Consider the following 21,903-nt stretch of genomic DNA (forward strand, 5'->3'; position numbering starts at 1 on the left):
CTTATCGCTCCACGAGCGCAAAACGTTGGTTGAAGCCGTTCATGGCGGCCGATGTGCTCAAGGAGATGACGAGATAGACCCCGAGCGTTATGGCCATCACCTGCACCGCCGCCCCCGTTTGGTTGAGTACGGAGCCGGCAAAGACCTGAACGAGATCGGGATAACCAATGAAAACGGCAAGCGACGAGTTTTTGATCAAGTTCAGATATTGACTGGTCAAAGGCGGGATGATGATCCGCAAAGCCTGCGGGATGACAATCAGTCGCAATGTTTTGCCCTGTGGGAGACCGAGCGCGTGGGCCGCTTCTGTCTGTCCTTTGGAAACGGCTTGAATGCCACCGCGAACGATTTCCGCGATAAATGACGCCGTGTAGACAGAAAGGCCGATGAGCAGGGCCGCGAACTCAGGGTAGATCTGCTGGCCCCCACGGAAGTTGAAACCCCTCAGCTCCGGATAGGTGAAGGTCCAGGGGCTGCCCACGGCCACACAAGCAAGCAGTGGCGGCCCGACGAGAGCGAGTATCGTGACAAGGAGGACCGGAAGCTGCTTGCCTGTTCGCTTCTGGAGCGTCAGCGCGTAGGCTCCGAACGCAATCGCGACAGCCACCCCGGCGACGATTGCCACACCTACCCAGCCGGCGCCCGCCTGAAGCTCAACCGTAGGCATTATGATCCCACGATTGTTGAGGTAGATTCCCCCGGGAAGGGAGATCGATGCCTTTGGCGCAGGCAGCGGCTTCAGGACTGCGTTGTACCAGAACAGAAGCTGAAGCAGCAGCGGGATATTTCGAATGACTTCGACATAGGAGGTCGCGACCTTGGCGGCTATCCAGTTTTTGGAAAGGCGTGAAATGCCGATCAGGAAACCAATGATTGTGGCAAGTACGATTCCCACTACGCTGACCAGGAGTGTGTTTGCCACGCCAACCCAAAATGCCTGTCCATAGGTGGACAGGGTGTCGTAGGGGATCAGCGTCTGATTGATCTGGAAGCCTGCAGTCTGTTTCCAGAAGTCGAAGCTAAGAGGAATGCCGCGCCGTTTCATGTTCGAAACAGTTTGGGTTGTAACCGCCGCGAGCACCACAGCCAAGCTTACAGCCAAAGCAGCTTGATAGACGATCCCGCGAAGCTTTTTGTCATAGATCGAGAAGGTGCTACGCACATGCATAGGCAGAGAAATGTCAACCATTGGTTCCTCCCAACTAGGAAGAGGCCGCCGATTCTCCTGGCGGCCTCGTATCAACGGATGGGAGGTGCGTATTGAAGGCCGCCGGCATTCCAGAGCGCATTCACACCACGTTCTATCTTCAAGGGAGATTCCTTGCCGATCGAACGCTCGAAAACGTCGGAATAATTGCCAACCTGCTTGATGATGTCCTGAGACCAGGTCTCTCCGAGCCCGACGTCTTTGCCCAAGCTTCCTTCGACGCCCAGGAGGCGGCGTATATTCGGATCGGCGGAATTTTTCATCTCGTCGACGTTTTTCGAGGTGATGCCGAACTCTTCTGCGGCGAGCATGACATTGAGAGTCCACTTGGCGATGTTCAGCCACTGGTCGTCACCTTGGCGGACGGCAGGCCCCAGCGGCTCCTTCGAAATGATTTCCGGGAGCACGACGTTCTCGTCGGGCTTCGCCATACGGATACGCGCAGCGTTCAGGCTCGAAGTGTCTGCGGAGAAAACGTCACAACGCCCTTCCTCATAAGCCTTGATGACAGCCTCTTCATCAGCAAAACCGACGGCACTATAGGTCATGCCGTTGATGCGGAAATAGTCGGCCAGATTCAATTCGGCGGTAGTCCCCTGCGAAACGCAAATTGATGCGCCGTCCAGACCCTTGGCGGACTGAATATTCTCCGACTTGCGAACCATGAAGCCCTGGCCATCATAAAAATAAGTGCCAGCGAAGATGATGCCGAGGGAAGTGTCTCGCGAGGACGTCCACGTCGCATTATGAGCCAGGATGTCGATCTCGCCGGATTGAAGCGCGGTAAACCGGTCCTTGGCGTTGAGCGGGATAAACTTGACCTTCGTTGCATCGCCGAGAACGCCAGCGGCCACGGCGCGGCAGTAGTCGACGACGAAGCCTGTCCACTTCCCATCGTTGTCAGGAACGCTGAAACCCGCCGTTGCCGGATTCGTTCCGCATGTGAGGAAGCCCTTTGCTTTGACATCGTCCAAGGTTCCCGCCCAAACGGGATATGCAGAAGCGGCAATTGCCGCGCCGAGAATACTGGCGATTAAATTTCGCATTGGAGGATCCCCTTTTGAATTCTGCCAAAGAGGGTGACTGGCTGAAGGCCAATCTGTCAAATTGATTGTCGACATCCAATTTATGAATGAAATTCATACAATATCAGAGCACTGGAATCCGGATGAATGCGTCAAAACTGACTGCCTAGTTGGCATTCCTCGTCACGCGATTACGTTGGTTGCCAATATGGCTTCATTTTTGCTGATCTGGGCCGCGTGATACAGTTCAGTTATAAGGCGACGCAGCCAAAGGATTCCCTGATCGGCAGCCATCTGCCGGTGAACCACGAGACTTGCGCTGACGGAAGGAATGGGTATGGGCGGCGAGAGAAGTGTAAATCTCGTTTGCTTCGTCAAGAATCTGAAAAATGCCGTCGCCACAATGCGTGATCAGGTCCGTCCCCCTGAGCGCCAACGGCATCACTAAGTAGTTTGAAATGGTTGCGACGACCTTTCGCCTAAGCCCACGCTCTTTAAGTGCACCATCTGCCAAACCCTCAGATAGACCATCGGCGGAAATTTGAAGGTGAGATGCCGAAAGATACTGCTCCAAACCTAATGGAGACCTGGCGATCTGGCTACCACTCCAAACAGCGCACAGGATTCTGTCCTGTCCGAGCTCGGTTTTAGTCAGGTTGGGGTCGTCCTTCAGACTCGCGCCCGTCAAAGTGCAGTCGACTTGTCGGAAGTAGTCTGCGCTTTCAGCTTCAGCCCGGTTGGCGGGTATGACATTCAGGGTCGCATATGGCGCCTGTCTGGAGAATTCCCGAATAAGGCCCGGGATGAAGATCATCGCATGATAGTCAGTGAGCCCCACGCGAAACTTTCGTTCTGTCGTTGCAGGGTCGAAGACATTGTACCGCCCAATCAAACCGCGAATTTTTCCGAGAGAGTCAGATAGGTCCCCGATAAGCTCCAATGCGCGAGGCGTGGGCCTCATCAATCCGCCGTCGCGTGTGAACAGCTCGTCCTTAAATATGATGCGCAACTTCGAGAGCGAGTGACTGACCGCGGATTGGGTCCGGCCCAATTGATCGGCAGCGCGCGTAACGCTCCTCTCCCGCATCAGCACATCCAAGACGCGCAGGAGATTAAGGTCAACGTTGTCGGGAGACATTGCGAGCTCCATGAAACCGGTTCATGAGGAGCATCGAAGCATTTCGCCAGGCGCATGACAACCGTAAGGTGACAAGGGTCAAATTCTGTTCGAGATTCAATGGCGCGGACCGCCGATCCGCGCTGCCACGAAGAACTCCCCTTCCTCGGAGCACTCAATCTTGAGACCCTCCATTCATTTATCAGTACGGCTTGCCGTGCGGTTTCCAGCATGCCAGGATTTGATATATCAGTGGGGGAGCAGTTGTTTGCATGCAGACGTCACAGAGCCATCTTGCCTATCTGGCGCTGGAGCATCTGATCGTGACGCTGGCGTTGAAGCCCGGCGCGCTGGTCACTGAGAAGCAGCTGATCGATATGGCGGGCCATGGGCGTACGCCGGTGCGCGAGGCGATCCAAAAGCTCGCTTGGCAGGGGCTGATCCTGGTCAAGCCGCGCGTCGGGCTGCAGGTGGCCGAGATCGCGCCTGAGGATCATCGCAATGTCATGCAGGTGCGCCGCGAGTTGGAGCCGATCGCGGCAAGACTCGTCGCCGAACATGCGAGCGACGAGCAGCGCGCGCGCCTCCTCGACTGCGCTCGCGCGATGGAGGAATGCGCTGTCAGCGCCGATCTCGCCGGCTTCTTTGCCGCCGACAAGACCTTCGACGAAGTCCTCGAAGATGCCTGCCCGAACGGCTTCATCACGGCAGCGCTCGGCCCGGTGCAGACGCATTCGCGTCGCCTCTGGTACTCCAAGGCAAACCCGGAGCGCATGGATCGTGCCATCGCGCTGCATGTCGCCGTCATTCGCGCCATCCATCAGGGCAGGCCGGATGAGGCGCGCGCTACCACGGCGCTGCTGATCGATTATCTCAGCCACGCGTAGAAACGGCTCCGTTTCCGGAGCCGTTGACAGATCAGATTGTTAGAAATGCTTTAGCCGACGAAAGCGCGCTCGATGACGAATTCGGCGGGCTTGCTGTTGGCGCCTTCATTGAGGCCGGCCTTCTCGAGCAGTTCCTTGGTGTCCTTCAGCATGGCCGAGGAGCCGCAGATCATGCCGCGGTCGATCGCCGGGTCGAGCGGCGGCACGCCGAGATCGGTGAACAGCTTGCCGGAAGAGATCAGATCGGTGATGCGACCGCGATATTCGAAATCCTCGCGCGTGACGGTCGCATAGTGGCGCAGCTTGTCGCCGACGACTTCCTTCAGCAACTCGTCGTTCTGGATCTCGTGCACAAGGTCGAAGCCGTATTTCAGCTCGGCGACATCACGCGTCGTATGGGTGAGGATCACTTCCTCGAACTTCTCATAGGTCTCGGGATCGCGGATCAGACTGGCGAAAGGCGCAATGCCCGTTCCCGTCGAGAACATGTAGAGACGACGGCCGGGCGTCAGCGCATCGAGCACCAGCGTGCCCGTCGGCTTCTTGCGCATCAGCACCTGGTCGCCCGGCTTGATCGCCTGCAGATGGGAGGTGAGCGGACCGTCCGGCACCTTGATCGAGAAGAATTCAAGCTCTTCGGCCCAGGCGGGGCTGGCGATCGAATAGGCGCGGAACACCGGCTTGCCCTCGACCATCAGGCCGATCATCGCGAATTCGCCGGAACGGAAACGGAAGCCCTGCGGCCGGGTCATCGTGAAGCGGAAGAGCCGGTCGGTATAGTGCGTGACATCGAGCACCGTCTCGGCATAGACGCCGGCGGGGATGGACGAGGCGAAGTCTTCGGTCTTTGCAGGCGCGTTCATTTCGGTAGCGGATCCCGTTTCGTCGGATGAACTTTCGAATGCGAGCGAGATATTACAAATCCGGCCGGAATTAAAGGCATTCCATTCCACGCGACGCTTCTAAAGGGAAATATGCATGTCATGGTCAGGATTCAATGGCCGACCGGAGGCGGGCGGAGAATGTCTTATTTCCCGCTGGCGAAGCCCGGCAAAGGATGCATATTAGAGCAGCACGCCGGAAACGGATGCCGGTTTTCGGCAAAAATGATGCGACAACAAAGACCTACGACGTCGAACCCGATTCAGCAACAGGGTCCGGCGATGGTGGTGAAAAAAAGATGCTTGCCGGGGCGAGCGCGATAGGGCGGTCGGGGAATATGAAGATTTTCAACTACAAGCGTGTTCCTTATGCGGAGATGCGCGCCTTTTCCGTCCATATTCTGACGGCCTCCGGCTCCTTCCTTGCCTTTCTCGGCGTCGTTGCCGCCGCCGAGCACCGCTTCATTGACATGTTCTGGTGGCTGGGTCTCGCCCTTCTCGTCGACGGCATAGACGGGCCGATCGCCCGCAAGGTGCGTGTAAAGGAAGTGCTGCCGAACTGGTCGGGCGATACGCTCGACAATATCATCGATTACGTCACCTATGTGCTTCTGCCGGCCTTCGCGCTCTATCAGAGCGGCATGATCGGCGAGCCCTGGTCCTTCGCCGCCGCCGGCATGATCGTCGTCTCCAGCGCCATCTACTATGCCGATATGGGCATGAAGACGGATGAGTATTTCTTCTCCGGCTTCCCCGTCGTCTGGAACATGATCGTCTTCACGCTGTTCGTCATCGATGCCAGCGCCACCACGGCGCTTACCGTTGTCATCGTCTCGGTGGTGCTGACCTTCCTGCCGATCAATTTCCTTCACCCGATCCGGGTCAAAAGGCTGCGCCCGCTCAATCTTGGCGTCTTTTTCCTGTGGTCTGCGCTCGGCATTTTTTCGCTGCTGATGCATTTCGACACGCCCGAATGGGCGCTCATTCTCTTTATCGTGACCGGAGCCTATCTTTACGTCATCGGCGCGGTGCTGCAATTCTTCCCCGCCCTTGGACGCGAAGCATAGGACAGGCAAGATGACCAAAACGCAGGCTGTTTCATTTTCGAAGACGGGCGGGCCGGAGGTTTTCGACTATGTCGAGATCGACCTTCCGCCGCCGTCGGCGGGCGAAGTGCAGATCAGACAGGCGGCGGTCGGGCTTAATTTCATCGACGTCTATTTCCGCAACGGCACCTACAATACCCCGCATCTGCCCTTCGTCACCGGCAAGGAGGGCGCCGGCACCGTGACATCGGTCGGCCCCGGCGTCGAGGATTTCAAGGTTGGCGACCGTGTCGCCTATGCCAGCGCCGACGGTGCCTATAGCGCTGAACGCAATATCGAGGCGCGTCATCTGGTGCATGTGCCGGACGGCATAGAACTTAAAACGGCGGCGGCGATGATGCTGAAGGGCATGACCGCCGAATATCTCTTGAACCGCACCTTCAAGGTCGGCCCTGAGACGGTGCTGCTGTTCCATGCGGCTGCCGGCGGGGTCGGCTTGATCGCCGGCCAGTGGGCAAAGGCGCTCGGCGCCACCGTCATCGGCACGGCAGGCTCTGAAGACAAGATCGAGCTGGCGCTCGCCCATGGCTACGACCATGTGATCAACTACAAGAGCGACAGCTTCGTCGACCGTGTTCGTGAGATCACCGGCGGCAAGGGCGTCGATGTCGTCTACGATTCGATCGGACGGGATACTTTTCCACAGTCGCTCGATTGTCTGAAGCCGCGCGGCCTTTTTGCCTCCTTCGGCCAATCCTCCGGCCCGATCGAGAATTTCACCCTTGCGATGTTGGCGCAGAGGGGCTCGCTCTTTGCGACGCGGCCGACGCTCTTTACCTATATCGCCGCGCGCCAGGAGCTGACCGACAGTGCGAAAGCGCTATTTGATATTGTGCAAAGCAACAAAGTGCGTATCAATATCAATCAAACCTATCCGCTGCGTGACGTTGGGCAGGCTCACGCGGATCTGGAAACAAGAAAAACAACAGGAACGACGCTGCTGATTCCATGAGATCCGAACGGACCGGTTGGCAGAAGAAATGAGGGGAACGTGTCGCCATTGAATGTGCCGGATTCCGGTGCGTTATTATCGGTTCAGAAGCTGACGAAGTTCTTCGGTGGCTTTGCCGCCTGCAATGAAATCGATCTCGATATCGCGCCGGGCGAAATTCATGCGCTTCTCGGCGAAAATGGTGCTGGCAAATCCACCCTGGTGAAGATGCTGTTCGGCGTTCTCGAGCCGACGGACGGGCATATCCTCTGGCAGGGCCAGCCGGTGGCGATTACGTCGCCTGGGGAAGCCCGCAAGCTCGGCATCGGCATGGTCTTCCAGCATTTCTCGCTGTTTGAGGCGCTGACGGTTGCCGAAAACATCGCCCTATCGCTCGATGACGCCATCCCGATCGACAAAATCGCCGAGGAGGCGAGAGCGCTGTCGGTGGCCTACGGCCTGCCTCTCGATCCGCATGCCCATGTCGCCGATCTCTCGGTCGGCGAGCGCCAGCGTATCGAGATCGTCCGTGCGCTGCTGCAGAACCCGAAGCTCATCATCCTCGACGAGCCGACCTCGGTGCTGACGCCGCAGGAGGCCGACAAGCTGTTCGAGACGCTGTTCAAGCTGCGCGCCGAGGGACGTTCGGTTCTTTATATCAGCCACCGCTTGGAAGAAGTGCAGCGTATCTGCGATCGCGCCACCGTGCTGCGCCATGGCCGCGTGACCGGCGCCTGCGATCCGAAGCGGGAAACGCCGGCCTCGCTCGCTCGCATGATGGTCGGCAGCGAAGTGGCGACCGTCACGCATCCGGAGCGCAACGACAGGGGCGAGATCCTGCTTGCCGTCGCCAACCTTTCCGTCGCCGCGCGCACCCCCTTCGCCGTGCCCCTGCGAGATGTGTCGATGGCGGTGCGCTCCGGCGAGATCCTCGCCATATCAGGTGTCGCGGGCAACGGGCAAAGCGAGCTTTTCGACGCACTGTCGGGCGAATATCCGGTCGCCTCGGCCGAGGCGATCGTCATCCGCAAGAAGCACGTGGGCAATCAGGGTATTACCGCCCGCCGTCTTCTCGGCGCCGGCTTCGTGCCGGAGGAGCGCCATGGCCATGCCGCCATCTCCGCCATGAAACTGTCGGACAATCTCGTCCTTGCCCGCAGCCAGTCGGACCGCAAGGCATTTCTGGGCCTGCTCGGCATCATCCGCCACGCTGCGGTGAAATCCGCCGCAAGACGCATTTCCGAGGCGATGGATGTCCGCAAGAGCGGCGATGACCCGGCCGCCGGCTCCTTATCAGGCGGCAACCTGCAGAAGTTCATCGTCGGCCGCGAGCTCGACCGCCAGCCTGCCGTGCTCGTCGTCAACCAGCCGACCTGGGGCGTCGATGCCGGGGCGGCAAGCCGCATCCGCCAAGCGCTTGTCGATCTCGCAAGAGCTGGTTCGGCCGTCGTCGTCATCAGCCAGGATCTCGACGAGATCTTCGAGGTGGCGACCGATATTGCCGTCATCTGCGAAGGCCGCCTTTCCAGCCCGTTCCCGGCGGGCGAACTGACACGGGAAAGGATCGGCCTACTGATGGGCGGCCTGCACGAGAGCGGCTCTGCTCCGGAGGCGCCCCATGCGCATTGAACTCGAAAAACGCCCCGACGTCTCGAAGCTCTTCGCTTTCGTCTCGCCGCTCTTGGCCCTTGTCCTGACGCTGGTGTTCGGCGCCATCATGTTCGCCATGCTCGGCAAGGACCCGGTCGCCGCACTCGACGCCTTCTTCGTAGAGCCGCTGCTCGAGGTCTGGTCGCTGCACGAACTGGCGATCAAGGCCGCGCCGCTGATCCTGATCGCCGTAGGCCTGGCTGTCTGTTATCGCTCGAACAACTGGAATATCGGCGCCGAAGGCCAGTTCACCATCGGAGCCATCACCGGCTCCTATCTACCGATCGTCTTCTACGACTGGCATTCGCCGCTCGTGCTGCCGCTGATGCTGATACTGGGCGCGCTTGGCGGTGCACTTTTCGCGGCCATTCCGGCGCTGCTGAAGGCGCATTTCAACACCAACGAGATCCTGACGTCCCTGATGCTGGTCTATATCGCCCAGCTCTTCCTCGACTGGCTGATTCGCGGCGCCTGGCGCGATCCGAAGGGCTTCAACTTTCCGGTTTCCCGTGATTTCGCACCGGAGGCCGTGCTGCCCGCGATCTGGGAAGAGTCCGGCCGCGCCCATTGGGCCTTCATCTTCGCCATTATCGCCGCAATCGGTGTCTGGTTCATGATGCGCTATACGCTGAAAGGCTTCGAGATCGTCGTGCTCGGTCAATCGGAGCGGGCAGGGCGCTTTGCCGGCTTTTCGTCGAAGAAGATGATCTGGTTCAGCTTTCTCTTCTCGGGCGCTCTTGCCGGTCTTGCCGGGATAGCCGAGGTCTCCGGCTCGATCGGCCATTTGCAGCCGGCGATCTCGCCGGGCTACGGCTTCACCGCCATCATCGTCGCCTTCCTCGGCCGCCTCAATCCGCTCGGCATCATCGCATCAGGCCTGGTGCTGGCGCTGACCTATCTCGGTGGCGAAGCGGCCCAGCTTTCGCTCGGCGTTTCCGACAAGGTCACCCGCGTCTTCCAGGGCCTGCTGCTCTTCTTCGTGCTCTCCTGCGATACGCTGATCTATTACAAAATCCGCATTGTCTGGTCGCGGCTAAGGGGCAGGGTGGCATGAGCATCTTCGAAGCGATTCTGCTGACTGTCATCACCGCCTCGACGCCGCTCGTCATCGCCGCACTCGGTGAACTCGTGGCCGAGCGTTCCGGCGTTCTCAATCTCGGTGTCGAGGGCATGATGATCATGGGCGCGGTTGCCGCCTTTGCCGGCGCGCAGATCTCGGGCTCGCCCTATGTAGGCATCGTCTGCGGCATTGCGGCAGGCGCGCTTTTCTCTCTTCTGTTTGCCTTCCTGACGCTGACCCTGGTGGCGAACCAGGTGGCGACCGGTCTGGCGCTCACCCTTCTCGGCCTCGGCGCCTCAGGCATGCTTGGCGAAGCCTATGTCGGCATGCCCGGTATCCGGCTGGGAGAGATCGTCATTCCGGTCCTGTCGGATATTCCGGTCGTTGGCCATGTTCTCTTCAGGCAGGACCTGATCTTCTACCTGTCGATCGCGCTCGTGGTCGGCGTCAGCTGGTTTCTGTTTCGCAGCCGGACCGGGCTGAAGCTCAGGGCGATCGGCGACAATCACGGTTCGGCCCACGCACTCGGCATTCATGTCATCCGCACGCGATATCTGGCGGTGATGTTCGGCGGCGCCTGCGCCGGTCTTGCCGGCGCGCAGCTTTCGCTCGTCTACACGCCGCAATGGGCCGAGAACATGTCGGCCGGCCGCGGCTGGATCACGCTGGCCCTGGTGGTCTTCGCCTCCTGGCGGCCGTGGCGGGTCTTTGCCGGCGGTTATCTCTTCGGCGCAGTCACCATCCTGCAGCTTCACGCGCAGGCCTTCGGTCTCGGCATTCCCTCGCAGTTTCTTTCGATGCTGCCCTACGCCGCGACTATTGTGGTTCTCATCATCATTTCCCATAATCGCCGCACGACGTTGATCAATACGCCCGCGTCGCTCGGAAAAGCCTTCGTTCCGGAGCGATAAAGCAACAACAAAGACGGGTTTCCGCAATAACTTCAAACCAACAGGGGTTCCCATGAAGAAGTTAGCATTCACACTTGCCGCCTCGGCTGCCGCCGTGATCGGCATCTCTTCCGCCGCTCACGGCGCGGACAAGACGAAGGTCTGCTTCGTCTATGTCGGTTCGCATACCGACGGTGGTTATTCGCAGGCCCACGATCTCGGCCGCCAGCAGGTCCAGGCCGAGTTCGGCGACAAGATCGATACGCCTTATCTCGAAAACGTGCCGGAAGGCCCGGATGCCGAGCGCGCCATCGAGCGCCTTGCCCGTTCCGGCTGCAAGCTGATCTTCACCACGTCCTTCGGCTTCATGGATGCGACGGTGAAGGTCGCCGCAAAGTTCCCGAAGGTCAAGTTCGAACATGGCACCGGTTACAAGACCGGCCCTAACCTCGCGACCTATAATTCGCGCTTCTATGAAGGCCGCTACATCCTCGGCCAGATCGCCGCGAAAACCTCGAAGAATCACGGGGCAGCCTATATCGCGTCCTTCCCGATTCCCGAAGTCGTCATGGGCATCAACTCCTTCGAGCAGGGCGCCAAGTCGGTCGATCCGAGCTTCAAGCTGAAGGTCATCTGGGTCAACACCTGGTTCGACCCCGGCAAGGAAGCCGACGCCGCCAAAGCGATGGTCGACCAGGGCGTCGACGTCTTGACGCAGCACACCGACACGACCGCGCCGATGCAGGTTGCCGAAGAACGCGGCATCCACGCCTTCGGCCAGGCGTCCGACATGATCGCAGCAGGCCCGAAGGCTCAACTGACGGCAATCGTTGACACTTGGGGGGCCTACTACTCCAAGCGCGTTCACGCTCTTCTGGATGGCACGTGGAAGTCCGAGCAGAGCTGGGACGGCCTGAAGGACGGCATCCTGAAGATGGCGCCCTATACCAACATGCCCGATGACGTGAAGAAGATGGCCGAGGAAACCGAAGCCAAGATCAAATCAGGCGAACTGCATCCCTTCACCGGACCGATCAACAAGCAGGACGGAACGCCCTGGCTGAAGGCCGGCGAGAAGGCCGATGACGGCACCCTGCTCGGCATGAACTTCTACGTTGAAGGTGTCGACGATAAGCTGCCGGGTAAATAATCCCGCAGCTATCTCGCAAATGCGAAGGGCGCCCTCGTGGGCGCTCTTTTTTTGCTGCAATGCATCCCAAGATTCCGATTTACAAAAGTAATACTATATGATTTTTTGACCCGGCGCCGCGAGATGCGGCATTGGGAGGAAATCATGAAATTGAAGACTGCACTTTTGAGTGCCACGATTCTGGCTGCCTGCATGTTCGGTTCGGCTTCGGCCGGTGGTTTGACTGTCGGCTTCTCGCAGATCGGCTCGGAATCGGGCTGGCGTGCGGCTGAAACGACCGTGACCAAGGAGCAGGCCAAGAAGCGCGGCATCGATCTGAAGTTTGCCGATGCGCAGCAGAAGCAGGAAAACCAGATCAAGGCTTTGCGCTCCTTCATTGCTCAGGGCGTCGATGCCATTCTCATTGCTCCGGTCGTCGAAACCGGCTGGGACGACGTTCTCAAGGAAGCCAAGGAAGCCAAGATTCCGGTCATCCTTCTCGACCGTACCATCAAGGCTCCCGACGATCTCTACCTGACGGCTGTTACGTCGGATCTGGTCCATGAAGGCAAGGTCGCAGGCGACTTCCTGGTCAAGACCGTCGGCGACAAGAAGTGCAATGTCGTTGAACTTCAGGGCACCACCGGTTCATCGCCGGCCATCGCCCGCAAGAAGGGCTTCGAAGAAGCCCTTGCCGGCCACGACAACCTCAAGATCGTTCGCAGCCAGACCGGTGACTTCACCCGCACCAAGGGCAAGGAAGTCATGGAAAGCTTCCTGAAGGCCGAGAATGGCGGCAAGGATATCTGCGCTCTCTACGCCCATAACGACGACATGGCCGTCGGCGCCATCCAGGCGATCAAGGAAGCCGGCCTGAAGCCCGGCAAGGATATCCTCGTCGTCTCCATCGACGCCGTGCCCGATATCTTCAAAGCCATGTCCGAAGGTGAGTCCAATGCCACGGTCGAGTTGACGCCGAATATGGCAGGTCCGGCCTTCGATGCGCTCGAAGCCTATCTGAAGGACAAGAAGGCTCCGGCGAAGTGGATCCAGACTGAGTCGAAGCTCTACACGCCTGCCGACGACCCGATGAAGGTCTACGAAGAGAAGAAGGGCCAGGGCTACTGATCTGATTTGACACTGCATAATTCCTGAGGTCTGAATCGATTTCAGGATAGATCATGCAGCAATTCAAAGCGCTACAGCGTCGGTGTCTGAAAAGACGAGGGGCGCTGTAGAACCGCACCGGCCCGTCATGGACCGGTGCGGAACTGCCTCGCCGCCTTGGGACATCATGTCCGGCCGCGGCGCGGCTTTTGCCGTCAATATCAGGAAAACTGACCCTTATGACTCACGATTTCGAGAACGTTCTCGCGGCCTCAGGAATATCGAAATTCTTTCCCGGCGCGGTGGCGCTGGATAAGGTCGATTTCACGCTCCGCAGAGGCGAGGTGCACGCATTGCTGGGCGAGAACGGCGCCGGCAAGTCGACGCTGATCAAGTGCATCACCGGCGCCTATCATCGTGACGAGGGCAGCCTGGCGCTCGACGGCCAGGAAATCAATCCGGCCAATACGCTCGCCGCCCAGAAGCTCGGCATCGGCACCGTCTACCAGGAGGTCAACCTGCTGGCCAATTTAAGCGTCGCCGAAAATCTCTTTCTCGGACGCCAGCCAAGACGGTTCGGCATGACCGACATGCGCGCGATGAACCGCCAGGCGCGCGATCTGCTCACCGGTTACGGCATCGATATCGACGTTACCGCCGAACTTGGCCGTTTTTCCGTCGCCGTCCAGCAGGTGGTTGCCATCGCCCGCGCCGTCGATCTCTCAGGCAAGGTGCTGATCCTCGACGAGCCCACGGCAAGTCTCGACAACCAGGAGGTCGCGCTGCTCTTCCGCATCATCGAAGACCTGAAGAAGCGCGGCCTGGGCATCGTCTTCATCACCCATTTTCTTGAGCAGGTCTATGCGATCAGCGACCGCATTACCGTGCTGCGCAACGGCAAGCTCGTCGGCACCCGTGATGCCGTCGATCTGCCGCGCCAGGGCCTGATCGCCATGATGCTCGGCCGCGAACTGGCGCATGTCGAAGAGACTGTCAGGGAACGCAGCCTTGCGGCAGGCGAGGTTCGATATCGTTTTTCAGGCTACGGCAAACGCGGCAAGGTCAAGCCTTTCGACCTTGAGGTGCGCGCCGGAGAGGTGGTCGGCGTCGCCGGGCTGCTCGGCTCCGGCCGTACCGAAACCGCCGAACTGCTCTTCGGCGTTGAACACGCCGACAGCGGCAGCGCCACGATCGACGGCCGGCCGGTGACGCTCTCCAGCCCGCGCGCCGCGATCGGAAAGGGTTTCGGCTTCTGCCCCGAGGACCGCAAGACCGATGGCATCATCGGCGACCTGTCGATCAGGGAGAACATCGCCCTTGCCCTGCAGGCGCGCCGCGGCTGGACCCGGCCGCTCTCGCGCGCCGAGCAGAATGCCCTTGCCGACCGCTACATCAAGGCGCTCGATATCCGCACCACGGACCGCGAAAAGCCGATCCGGCTGCTCTCCGGCGGCAACCAGCAGAAGGCGATCCTCGCCCGCTGGCTGGCGACCAATCCCAAGTTTCTGATCCTCGACGAGCCGACCCGTGGCATCGATGTCGGCGCCCATGCCGAGATCATCCGGCTCATCGAACAGCTCTGCGCCGAAGGCATGTCATTGATCGTAATTTCATCGGAACTTGAAGAGCTTGTCGCCTATAGCTCACGTATCATCGTGCTTCGCGACCGGCAGCATATCGCCGAATTGACGGGCGAACGTATCACCGCCGCCGGCATCGTCGATGCCATCGCTGCCGCCGAGCACAAGACGGAGGAAGCATGAAGTCCTCCCGGAATGCGCTGGCCTATCGCCTGGCGCCGCAATTGATCGCGCTCGTTGTCATTCTCTTGTTGAATTTCATAACGTCGCCGCAGTTTTTTAATGTCGTGGTTCAAAACGGGCGCCTCTATGGCAGCCTCATCGACGTGCTGAATCGCGGCGCGCCGGTGGCGCTGCTGGCGATCGGCATGACGCTGGTCATTGCCACCAAGGGCATCGACCTGTCCGTCGGGGCGGTCGTGGCTATCTGCGGCGCCGTCGCTGCATCGTCGATTGTTTCAGGAAATTCAGTGGCCTACACTATTTTCCTGACATTGATGATCGGTATCGCCTGCGGCGTCTGGAACGGTTTCCTGGTGGCCGTGCTCAATATCCAGCCGATCATCGCCACGCTGGTGCTGATGGTCGCCGGTCGCGGCATCGCCCAGCTGATCACCGAGGGCGCTATCCTGACCTTCAACGATGATGGGCTGACCTTCTTCGGCAGCGGTTCCATGGCCCTGCTGCCGATGCCTGTCGTCATCTGGTTTCTCGTCGGCCTACTCGTCATCCTGCTCGTCCGCCGCACCGCACTCGGCATGCTGATCGAGGCCGTCGGCATCAATCGCCGCGCCAGCACACTGTCCGGAATTCAAACGCCGGTGCTGCTGATGGCCGTCTATATGCTGAGCGGGCTGTGTGCCGCGATCGCGGGCATCATCGTCGCCGCCGACATCAAGGGCGCCGATGCCAACAATGCCGGTCTCTGGCTGGAACTCGACGCGATCCTCGCCGTCGTCGTTGGCGGCAATTCGCTGCTCGGCGGCCGCTTCAGCATTCTCGGATCGCTGATCGGCGCAATGATCATCCAGGCTGTGAATACCGGCATCCTGTCTTCCGGTTTCCCGCCTGAATTCAACCTGATCATCAAGGCGGTCATCATTATCGTCATCCTCGTCATCCAGTCGCCGGCGGTGCAATCGCTCGCCATCTTCGCCAGCCGCCGGCAGAGCGGAAGGGAGTAGCCGAAATGAACTCCAAATACCTGCCGCTGCTGGCTACCGTCGTCATCTTCGTGCTCGCCTATGCCGGCTGCACGCTGCAATATCCGAACATGCTGTCGACCCGCGTCATCGGCAATCTTCTGACCGACAATGCCTTTCTCGGCATTGCCGCCGTCGGCATGACCTTCGTCATCATCTCCGGCGGTATCGATCTGTCGATCGGATCGGTCATTGCCTTCACCGGCGTCTTCCTCGCGGTCATCCTGCAGAAGACCTCGATCCATCCGCTGCTTGCCTTTACGATTGTGCTCGTCATCACCACCGCCTTCGGCGCGGTCATGGGCGCGATCATCCACTATCTCGAAATGCCGGCCTTCATCGTCACACTCGCCGGCATGTTCCTGGCGCGCGGCATGGCCTTCGTGCTCTCGATCGACAGCATCCCGATCGATCACGAATATTATTCGACGTTGACGAGCCTCTATTGGCGTCTGCCCGGCGGCGGGCGGCTGACGCTGATCGGCGGTATCATGCTTCTGGTTTTTGCGGTCGGCATCTTCATCGCCCAGCGCACCCGCTTCGGCACCAACGTCTATGCACTCGGCGGCGGCGCGCAGACGGCGCGGCTGATGGGTGTGCCGGTCGGCCGCACGACAATCCAGATCTATGCGCTGTCGGGATTTCTTGCAGGCCTATCCGGGATCGTTTTTTCGCTGTACACCTCTGCTGGATATTCTCTTGCAGCAGTCGGCGTCGAACTCGATGCTATCGCGGCGGTGGTCATTGGGGGGACGCTGCTGACCGGAGGAGCGGGATTCGTGGCGGGAACTTTGATCGGTATCCTGATCCAGGGGCTCATTCAGACCTACATCACCTTTGACGGCACGCTGTCGAGCTGGTGGACCAAGATCCTGATTGGCCTTCTGCTGTTTGCATTCATCCTGATGCAGAAAGCCATCCTGTTCGTTTCCAGTCTGAACAAGAGGTACGCCTGAGGGGGAGACGGATCGCTTGCGCTACAAATTGGACGAGACACGCAAGACGGGGCGCAGAACCCGGACGAGCCACGCCCAGGTCGTCGACGAACTCGGCAAGGCGATTGTCGCCGGCACCTATCCCGTTGGCTCGATCCTGCCGGGCGATACGGAACTGGCGCAGCGTTTCAAAGTGTCCCGCACCGTCTTGCGTGAGACGATGAAGACGCTTGCCGCCAAGGGCATGGTCGTCGCCAAGGCGCGGGTCGGCACGCGTGTGACCGAGAAGAACCTCTGGAACATGTTCGACAGCGAGATCATCGCCTGGCACTTCGACAACGGCGTGACGGAAGAGTTTCTGCTGCAGCTCTACGATATTCGTCTCGCCTTCGAACCCTTCGCCGCCGGGCTCGTCGCCGAGCGGGCGAATGCCGAGGATATCGAGATGCTGCGCGGGCTGGCGCTCGAGATGGCGGCGCCTGGTCATACGGCCGACAGCCTGGCACTCGCCGACCTTCGTTTTCACCTGGCGATCGCCGAAGCCTCGCACAATCCCTTCATGCGGACACTGGGCAGCCTCATTGAAGCAGCCCTCGTCGGCATGTTCCGGATGAGCACGCCGCCAACCGAAAACGGCTTCGCCAATATCGCCGACACCCATATGCGCATCGTCGATGCGATCGTGTCCGGCGATAGCAGTGCTGCGCGCCGCGCGATGGAGGACGTCATCCTGGACGGCCGCCATCATGTGCATGAAGCCTTCGCGGCCCGCGGCTCCGAGCCCGTCACAGGGTCGATTTCGAGCGCAATTTCACCTTTGTGAAGGCTGTTCTTGTCTGCAGCGCCGCGCATCTTTTCGAGAGGCGCAAAGGACGCTGCAGCGCTTCGAATGGCTGCATAATTTATCCTTAAATCGATTCCGATTTAGGGAATTATGCAGTATGAGGCGATAAAGCCGCCTCGTGGCGCGGATTCGCGGAGCAAATCATGGAACGCACTTGTCTTGCCGTCATCCTTGCCGCCGGTGACAGCACGCGGATGAAATCCTCGAAATCAAAGGTGCTGCATCCGGTCGCCGGACGGCCGATGATCGCCCACGTGGTCGAGGCGGTTGCCTCTGCCGGCATCTCGTCCGTCGCCCTTGTCGTCGGCCGTGACGCCGAGGACGTGGCAAAGGCGGCAAGCATCGACGGCGTCGGCATCGAATCCTATCTGCAGAAGGAACGTCTCGGTACCGGCCACGCGGTGCTGGCGGCGCGCGAAGCGATCGCCAAGGGCTATGACGATATCCTCGTCACCTATGGCGACGTGCCCCTGCAGACCGACGCACCGCTGAAGGCCGCCCGCCAGGCCCTTGCCGATGGCAGCGATGTCGTCGTCATCGGTTTCCACACCGACCGGCCGAGCGGCTACGGCCGCCTGCTCGTCAAGGACGGCGAACTCATTGCCATCCGCGAGGAAAAAGACGCGACCGATGCCGAGCGCACCGTCACATGGTGCAACAGCGGGCTGATGGCGATTAGCGGTAGCAAGGCGCTCGATCTTCTCTCGCGCATCGGCAACGCTAACGCCAAGGGTGAATTCTATCTGACCGACCTCGTCGAGATCGCTCGTTCGCTCGGCGGACGCGTCACCGCGGTCGATGCGCCTGAGATCGAGATGACCGGCTGCAACACCCGGGCCGAACTCGCCGTCATCGAGCGCTTCTGGCAGGAGCGCCGCCGCCACCAGATGATGCTTTCAGGCGTCACCATGATCGCACCGGAAACGGTGTTTCTCTCCTACGATACCGTCATCGGCCAGGACGCGCTGATCGAGCCGAATGTCGTCTTTGGCCCCGGCGCGGTGATCGACAGCGGCGCCGTCATTCACGCCTTCTCGCATATCGAAGGCGCCCATGTCAGTCAGGGCGCGACTGTCGGTCCCTTCGCGCGGCTGCGGCCGGGCGCCGATCTCGCCAGCGGCGCCAAAGTCGGCAATTTCTGCGAGGTCAAGAACGGCCGGCTGGGCGAGGGCGCCAAGGTCAACCACCTGACTTATATCGGCGATGCCGTCATCGGCGCCGGCAGCAATATCGGCGCCGGCACGATCACCTGCAATTATGACGGCGTCAACAAGAGCGAGACGGTGATCGGCGAAAACGCCTTCATCGGTTCCAATTCCTCGCTGGTCGCGCCGGTGACGATCGGCGACGGCGCCTATATCGCCTCCGGCAGCGTCATCACCGTCGATGTTCCGGCCGACGCGCTGGCGCTCGGCCGCGCTCGGCAGGAGATCAAGCCCGGCCGTGCGACGCTGCTGCGCGAGCGTGCGCTCGCTATCAAGGCGGCGAAGAAGGCGAAAGCCTGACCGGCCTTGCGTAACCGGCGGAAATTGAAAGTGACCGCCGAGGTGATTGAGAAATAAGCAGGAATCGTTAGGACTGGCCTCGTCATCGAAGCCTTCATGGGGATACTATATGTGCGGCATTGTGGGGATCGTCGGAACTGCGCCTGTTGCCGGGCGCCTGGTCGATGCGCTGAAGCGTCTCGAATATCGTGGTTACGATTCCGCCGGTGTCGCCACCATCCATGACGGCGTGATGGATCGCCGCCGCGCCGAGGGCAAGCTGTTCAATCTGGAAAAGCGCCTCGACAGCGAACCGCTGCCCGGCACCGTCGGCATCGCCCACACGCGCTGGGCGACCCATGGCGTTCCGAACGAGACCAATGCCCATCCGCATTTCGTCGAGGGCGTCGCGGTCGTCCATAACGGCATCATCGAGAACTTCTCCGAGCTTCGCGACGAACTGACGGAAGAGGGCTCGGTCTTCGAAACCCAGACCGATACCGAAGTGGTCGCCCATCTGATGGCGAAATACCTGCGCGAAGGCCTGGAGCCGCGCGCCGCCATGCTGAAGATGCTGAACCGGGTAACCGGCGCCTATGCATTGGCCATCATGCTCAAGGCCGATCCCGGTACGATCATGGCCGCCCGTTCCGGTCCGCCGCTTGCCGTCGGCTATGGCCGCGGCGAGATGTTCCTCGGCTCGGATGCGATCGCGCTCTCGCCCTTCACCAACGAGATCACCTATCTGGTCGACGGCGATTGCGCTGTCCTCACCCGCGATGGTGTCTCGGTGCTCGATTTCGCCGGCAAGCCGGTCAACCGCGCCCGCCAGACCTCGCAGGCGACCGCCTATGTTGTCGATAAGGGCAACCACCGCCACTTCATGGAAAAGGAAATCTACGAGCAGCCGGAGGTGATCTCTCACGCGCTCAGTCACTATGTCGATTTCGCCGAGAACACGATCGGCGCCAACGCCGCCGCGATCGACTTCAAGGCGGCGACCGGCCTTGCCATCTCTGCCTGCGGTACTGCCTATCTCGCCGGCCTCGTCGGCAAATACTGGTTCGAGCGTTATGCCCGCCTGCCGGTCGAGATCGACGTCGCTTCCGAATTCCGCTACCGCGAAATGCCGCTGTCGCCGTCGCAGGCTGCGCTCTTCATCTCGCAGTCCGGCGAGACCGCCGATACGCTGGCATGCTTGCGCTATTGCCGCGAAAACGGCTTGAAGATCGGCGCCGTCGTCAATGTCCGCGAATCGACGATCGCGCGTGAATCCGACGCCGTCTTCCCGATCATGGCCGGCCCCGAAATCGGCGTCGCCTCGACCAAGGCATTCACCTGCCAGCTTGCCGTGCTGGCAGCGCTGGCGATCGGCGCCGGCAAGGCGCGCGGCACGGTGAGTGCCGAGGAGGAGAGGGCGCTGGTGCGCCATCTCGCCGAAATGCCGCGCATCATGAGCCGGGTGCTGAACCTCATCCAGCCGCAGATGGAAAGTCTGTCGCGTGAGCTGTCGAAGTGCAAGGACGTGCTCTATCTCGGCCGCGGCACCAGCTTCCCGCTCGCTATGGAAGGCGCGCTGAAGCTCAAGGAAATTTCCTATATCCACGCTGAGGGTTATGCCGCCGGCGAATTGAAGCATGGACCGATCGCGCTGATCGACGAGAACATGCCCGTCATCGTCATCGCCCCCTACGACCGATTCTTCGAAAAGACCGTCTCGAACATGCAGGAGGTCGCAGCCCGCGGCGGCCGCATCATCTTCATCACCGACGAGGCCGGTGCGGCTGCCTCGAAACTGCCGACCATGGCGACGATCGCCCTGCCTGTCGTCGACGAAATCATCGCGCCGATGATCTTCTCGCTGCCGATCCAGCTGCTCGCCTATCACACCGCTGTCTTCATGGGCACCGATGTCGATCAGCCGCGCAACCTGGCGAAATCGGTGACTGTGGAATAAGCCTGTAACGCCGCGACCGTGCCGCCGAAACATATTGTGCGACGCCCAGAATTCTGGCAGTTTTGGTCTGCGGACAAGGGGGAAGGGCCGGCGTTCCGGCCTGTCCAGGACTGAGATGGAGTTCATCTGGAAACGATGGCCGACAACGCCCCCAGAATGCCGGTCGCGACCCGGCTGAGGAATAATTTTCTCGCAGGTTTGATCATCTGCGCCCCGATCGCGATCACCATCTGGCTGACCTGGACCTTCATCCATTGGTCGGACAGTTGGGTCCGGCCCTATATTCCGGCACGTTGGAATCCCGAAAGCTATCTCAATTTCGCTATTCCCGGTTTCGGCCTGCTGACAGCCGTTATCCTGATCACCGTCGTCGGCTTCCTCGGCAAGAACCTCATCGGCCAGAGCATCGTCGGTTTCGGCGAATCCGTCGTCCAGCGCATGCCGCTCGTACGGACGATCTACAGAAGCGTGAAGCAGATTTTCGAGACCGTGTTGAAGGAGCAGTCGAACTCCTTCAAGAAAGTCGGCCTCATCGAATATCCAAGTCCCGGTCTCTGGGCGCTGGTTTTCGTCGCCACCGACGCCAAAGGCGAAATCGCTTCGAAGTTCAATGCGATGGGCCAGGATATGGTCGCGGTCTTCCTGCCGCCGACGCCGGTGCCGACGGCCGGTTTCCTCGTCTTCGTTCCGCGTGAGAAGATCGTCGTGCTCGACATGTCGCCGGAGGATGCCGCCAAGTTCCTGATTTCGGGCGGTCTCGTGGCTCCTGAGATCCCCCAGCCGGAGCCGAAGCAGAAGCACTTGCCGCGGCCGAAGCCGGTGGCAGTTTCCAAGGCCGAATGATGCATGTCGCCCAAAAGTGTTCAGCGGTTTTGGGATAACGACATGCATGGAAGGAAGGCTTAAAGCGC

Annotated in this window: 19 protein-coding genes; 15 read left to right on the forward strand and 4 right to left on the reverse strand. The window is 60.2% G+C overall.

Annotation, left to right across the window (positions count from 1 at the left end; all coding sequences use genetic code 11):
* Position 1: 1 nt before the first annotated feature.
* The 3 genes from ACIPSK_RS03695 to ACIPSK_RS03705 form a co-directional block, all read right to left on the reverse strand.
* On the reverse strand, positions 2-1,189 hold the full coding sequence (locus ACIPSK_RS03695; RefSeq protein WP_162118632.1) for an amino acid ABC transporter permease: 1,188 nt from the start codon (positions 1,187-1,189) through the stop codon (positions 2-4).
* Between the two features lie 50 nt (positions 1,190-1,239).
* Entirely contained in the window at positions 1,240-2,253 is a 1,014-nt protein-coding gene (locus tag ACIPSK_RS03700) for an amino acid ABC transporter substrate-binding protein (RefSeq protein WP_162118672.1), read from the reverse strand.
* 226 nt (positions 2,254-2,479) lie between these two features.
* A complete protein-coding gene (locus ACIPSK_RS03705; protein ID WP_162118631.1) occupies positions 2,480-3,370 on the reverse strand; it encodes a LysR family transcriptional regulator in 891 nt (296 codons plus the stop codon).
* Between the two features lie 251 nt (positions 3,371-3,621).
* On the opposite strand from ACIPSK_RS03705, the gene ACIPSK_RS03710 reads away from it, so the two are divergent.
* A complete protein-coding gene (locus tag ACIPSK_RS03710; protein WP_162118630.1) occupies positions 3,622-4,236 on the forward strand; it encodes a GntR family transcriptional regulator in 615 nt (204 codons plus the stop codon).
* A gap of 50 nt (positions 4,237-4,286) precedes the next feature.
* Here the strand turns inward: ACIPSK_RS03710 and ACIPSK_RS03715 are convergent, their stop codons facing one another.
* Entirely contained in the window at positions 4,287-5,099 is an 813-nt protein-coding gene (locus ACIPSK_RS03715; protein ID WP_017964255.1) for a ferredoxin--NADP reductase, read from the reverse strand.
* Between the two features lie 356 nt (positions 5,100-5,455).
* Here ACIPSK_RS03715 and pcsA point away from each other — a divergent pair, with 356 nt between their 5' ends.
* From pcsA to ACIPSK_RS03785, 14 genes are all read left to right on the forward strand, one after another.
* Positions 5,456-6,184, forward strand: a complete 729-nt coding sequence (gene pcsA, locus ACIPSK_RS03720; RefSeq protein WP_162118629.1) for a phosphatidylcholine synthase — start codon at positions 5,456-5,458, stop codon at positions 6,182-6,184.
* Between the two features lie 10 nt (positions 6,185-6,194).
* Positions 6,195-7,175, forward strand: a complete 981-nt coding sequence (locus ACIPSK_RS03725) for a quinone oxidoreductase family protein (protein ID WP_162118628.1) — start codon at positions 6,195-6,197, stop codon at positions 7,173-7,175.
* A gap of 39 nt (positions 7,176-7,214) precedes the next feature.
* Entirely contained in the window at positions 7,215-8,783 is a 1,569-nt protein-coding gene (locus tag ACIPSK_RS03730; protein WP_162118627.1) for an ATP-binding cassette domain-containing protein, read from the forward strand.
* Positions 8,773-9,858: an ABC transporter permease gene (locus ACIPSK_RS03735; protein ID WP_162118626.1), complete on the forward strand. Its 1,086-nt coding sequence runs from the start codon at positions 8,773-8,775 to the stop codon at positions 9,856-9,858. Before ACIPSK_RS03730 ends, ACIPSK_RS03735 begins: the two co-directional genes overlap by 11 nt.
* Positions 9,855-10,775, forward strand: coding sequence for an ABC transporter permease (locus ACIPSK_RS03740; protein WP_162118625.1), 921 nt, complete (start codon positions 9,855-9,857; stop codon positions 10,773-10,775). Before ACIPSK_RS03735 ends, ACIPSK_RS03740 begins: the two co-directional genes overlap by 4 nt.
* 52 nt (positions 10,776-10,827) lie before the next feature.
* Complete coding sequence (locus tag ACIPSK_RS03745; RefSeq protein WP_162118624.1) at positions 10,828-11,904, forward strand: BMP family ABC transporter substrate-binding protein; 1,077 nt, start codon at positions 10,828-10,830, stop codon at positions 11,902-11,904.
* 144 nt (positions 11,905-12,048) lie between these two features.
* Positions 12,049-13,011, forward strand: coding sequence for a galactofuranose ABC transporter, galactofuranose-binding protein YtfQ (ytfQ, locus tag ACIPSK_RS03750; protein WP_162118623.1), 963 nt, complete (start codon positions 12,049-12,051; stop codon positions 13,009-13,011).
* A 218-nt stretch (positions 13,012-13,229) separates the two neighbouring features.
* Positions 13,230-14,753: a galactofuranose ABC transporter, ATP-binding protein YtfR gene (gene ytfR, locus ACIPSK_RS03755; RefSeq protein ID WP_162118622.1), complete on the forward strand. Its 1,524-nt coding sequence runs from the start codon at positions 13,230-13,232 to the stop codon at positions 14,751-14,753.
* Positions 14,750-15,754 (forward strand): ABC transporter permease, encoded by a 1,005-nt coding sequence (locus ACIPSK_RS03760; RefSeq protein ID WP_162118621.1) that lies wholly within the window; start codon positions 14,750-14,752, stop codon positions 15,752-15,754. The genes ytfR and ACIPSK_RS03760 overlap by 4 nt, the downstream gene beginning before the upstream one ends.
* Positions 15,755-15,759: 5 nt before the next feature.
* A complete protein-coding gene (gene yjfF / locus ACIPSK_RS03765) occupies positions 15,760-16,728 on the forward strand; it encodes a galactofuranose ABC transporter, permease protein YjfF (protein ID WP_162118620.1) in 969 nt (322 codons plus the stop codon).
* A gap of 16 nt (positions 16,729-16,744) precedes the next feature.
* Entirely contained in the window at positions 16,745-17,530 is a 786-nt protein-coding gene (locus ACIPSK_RS03770; RefSeq protein WP_162118619.1) for a FadR/GntR family transcriptional regulator, read from the forward strand.
* A gap of 164 nt (positions 17,531-17,694) precedes the next feature.
* Entirely contained in the window at positions 17,695-19,056 is a 1,362-nt protein-coding gene (glmU, locus tag ACIPSK_RS03775; protein WP_162118618.1) for a bifunctional UDP-N-acetylglucosamine diphosphorylase/glucosamine-1-phosphate N-acetyltransferase GlmU, read from the forward strand.
* A gap of 109 nt (positions 19,057-19,165) precedes the next feature.
* Positions 19,166-20,992, forward strand: a complete 1,827-nt coding sequence (gene glmS / locus ACIPSK_RS03780) for a glutamine--fructose-6-phosphate transaminase (isomerizing) (protein WP_162118617.1) — start codon at positions 19,166-19,168, stop codon at positions 20,990-20,992.
* Positions 20,993-21,127: 135 nt separating this feature from the next.
* Positions 21,128-21,835 carry a DUF502 domain-containing protein gene (locus ACIPSK_RS03785; RefSeq protein ID WP_162118616.1) on the forward strand — a complete coding sequence of 236 codons (708 nt, stop codon included), beginning with the start codon at positions 21,128-21,130 and terminating at the stop codon, positions 21,833-21,835.
* Positions 21,836-21,903 lie beyond the last annotated feature (68 nt).

This window comes from Rhizobium sp. LARHSG275 (genome assembly GCF_052871115.1).

Bases quoted from the DNA above. Each gene is read 5' to 3' on its own strand.
- ACIPSK_RS03710 (WP_162118630.1), top strand. From the start codon at position 3,622: ATGCAGACGTCACAGAGCCATCTTGCCTATCTGGCGCTGGAGCATCTG.
- ACIPSK_RS03745 (WP_162118624.1), top strand. From the start codon at position 10,828: ATGAAGAAGTTAGCATTCACACTTGCCGCCTCGGCTGCCGCCGTGATC.
- ytfR (WP_162118622.1), top strand. From the start codon at position 13,230: ATGACTCACGATTTCGAGAACGTTCTCGCGGCCTCAGGAATATCGAAA.
- glmS (WP_162118617.1), top strand. From the start codon at position 19,166: ATGTGCGGCATTGTGGGGATCGTCGGAACTGCGCCTGTTGCCGGGCGC.
- ACIPSK_RS03785 (WP_162118616.1), top strand. From the start codon at position 21,128: ATGGCCGACAACGCCCCCAGAATGCCGGTCGCGACCCGGCTGAGGAAT.
- ACIPSK_RS03705 (WP_162118631.1), bottom strand. From the start codon at position 3,370: ATGTCTCCCGACAACGTTGACCTTAATCTCCTGCGCGTCTTGGATGTG.
- ACIPSK_RS03740 (WP_162118625.1), top strand. From the start codon at position 9,855: ATGAGCATCTTCGAAGCGATTCTGCTGACTGTCATCACCGCCTCGACG.
- ACIPSK_RS03695 (WP_162118632.1), bottom strand. From the start codon at position 1,189: ATGGTTGACATTTCTCTGCCTATGCATGTGCGTAGCACCTTCTCGATC.
- ACIPSK_RS03760 (WP_162118621.1), top strand. From the start codon at position 14,750: ATGAAGTCCTCCCGGAATGCGCTGGCCTATCGCCTGGCGCCGCAATTG.
- pcsA (WP_162118629.1), top strand. From the start codon at position 5,456: ATGAAGATTTTCAACTACAAGCGTGTTCCTTATGCGGAGATGCGCGCC.
- yjfF (WP_162118620.1), top strand. From the start codon at position 15,760: ATGAACTCCAAATACCTGCCGCTGCTGGCTACCGTCGTCATCTTCGTG.
- ACIPSK_RS03700 (WP_162118672.1), bottom strand. From the start codon at position 2,253: ATGCGAAATTTAATCGCCAGTATTCTCGGCGCGGCAATTGCCGCTTCT.
- ACIPSK_RS03715 (WP_017964255.1), bottom strand. From the start codon at position 5,099: ATGAACGCGCCTGCAAAGACCGAAGACTTCGCCTCGTCCATCCCCGCC.
- ytfQ (WP_162118623.1), top strand. From the start codon at position 12,049: ATGAAATTGAAGACTGCACTTTTGAGTGCCACGATTCTGGCTGCCTGC.
- ACIPSK_RS03735 (WP_162118626.1), top strand. From the start codon at position 8,773: ATGCGCATTGAACTCGAAAAACGCCCCGACGTCTCGAAGCTCTTCGCT.
- ACIPSK_RS03725 (WP_162118628.1), top strand. From the start codon at position 6,195: ATGACCAAAACGCAGGCTGTTTCATTTTCGAAGACGGGCGGGCCGGAG.
- glmU (WP_162118618.1), top strand. From the start codon at position 17,695: ATGGAACGCACTTGTCTTGCCGTCATCCTTGCCGCCGGTGACAGCACG.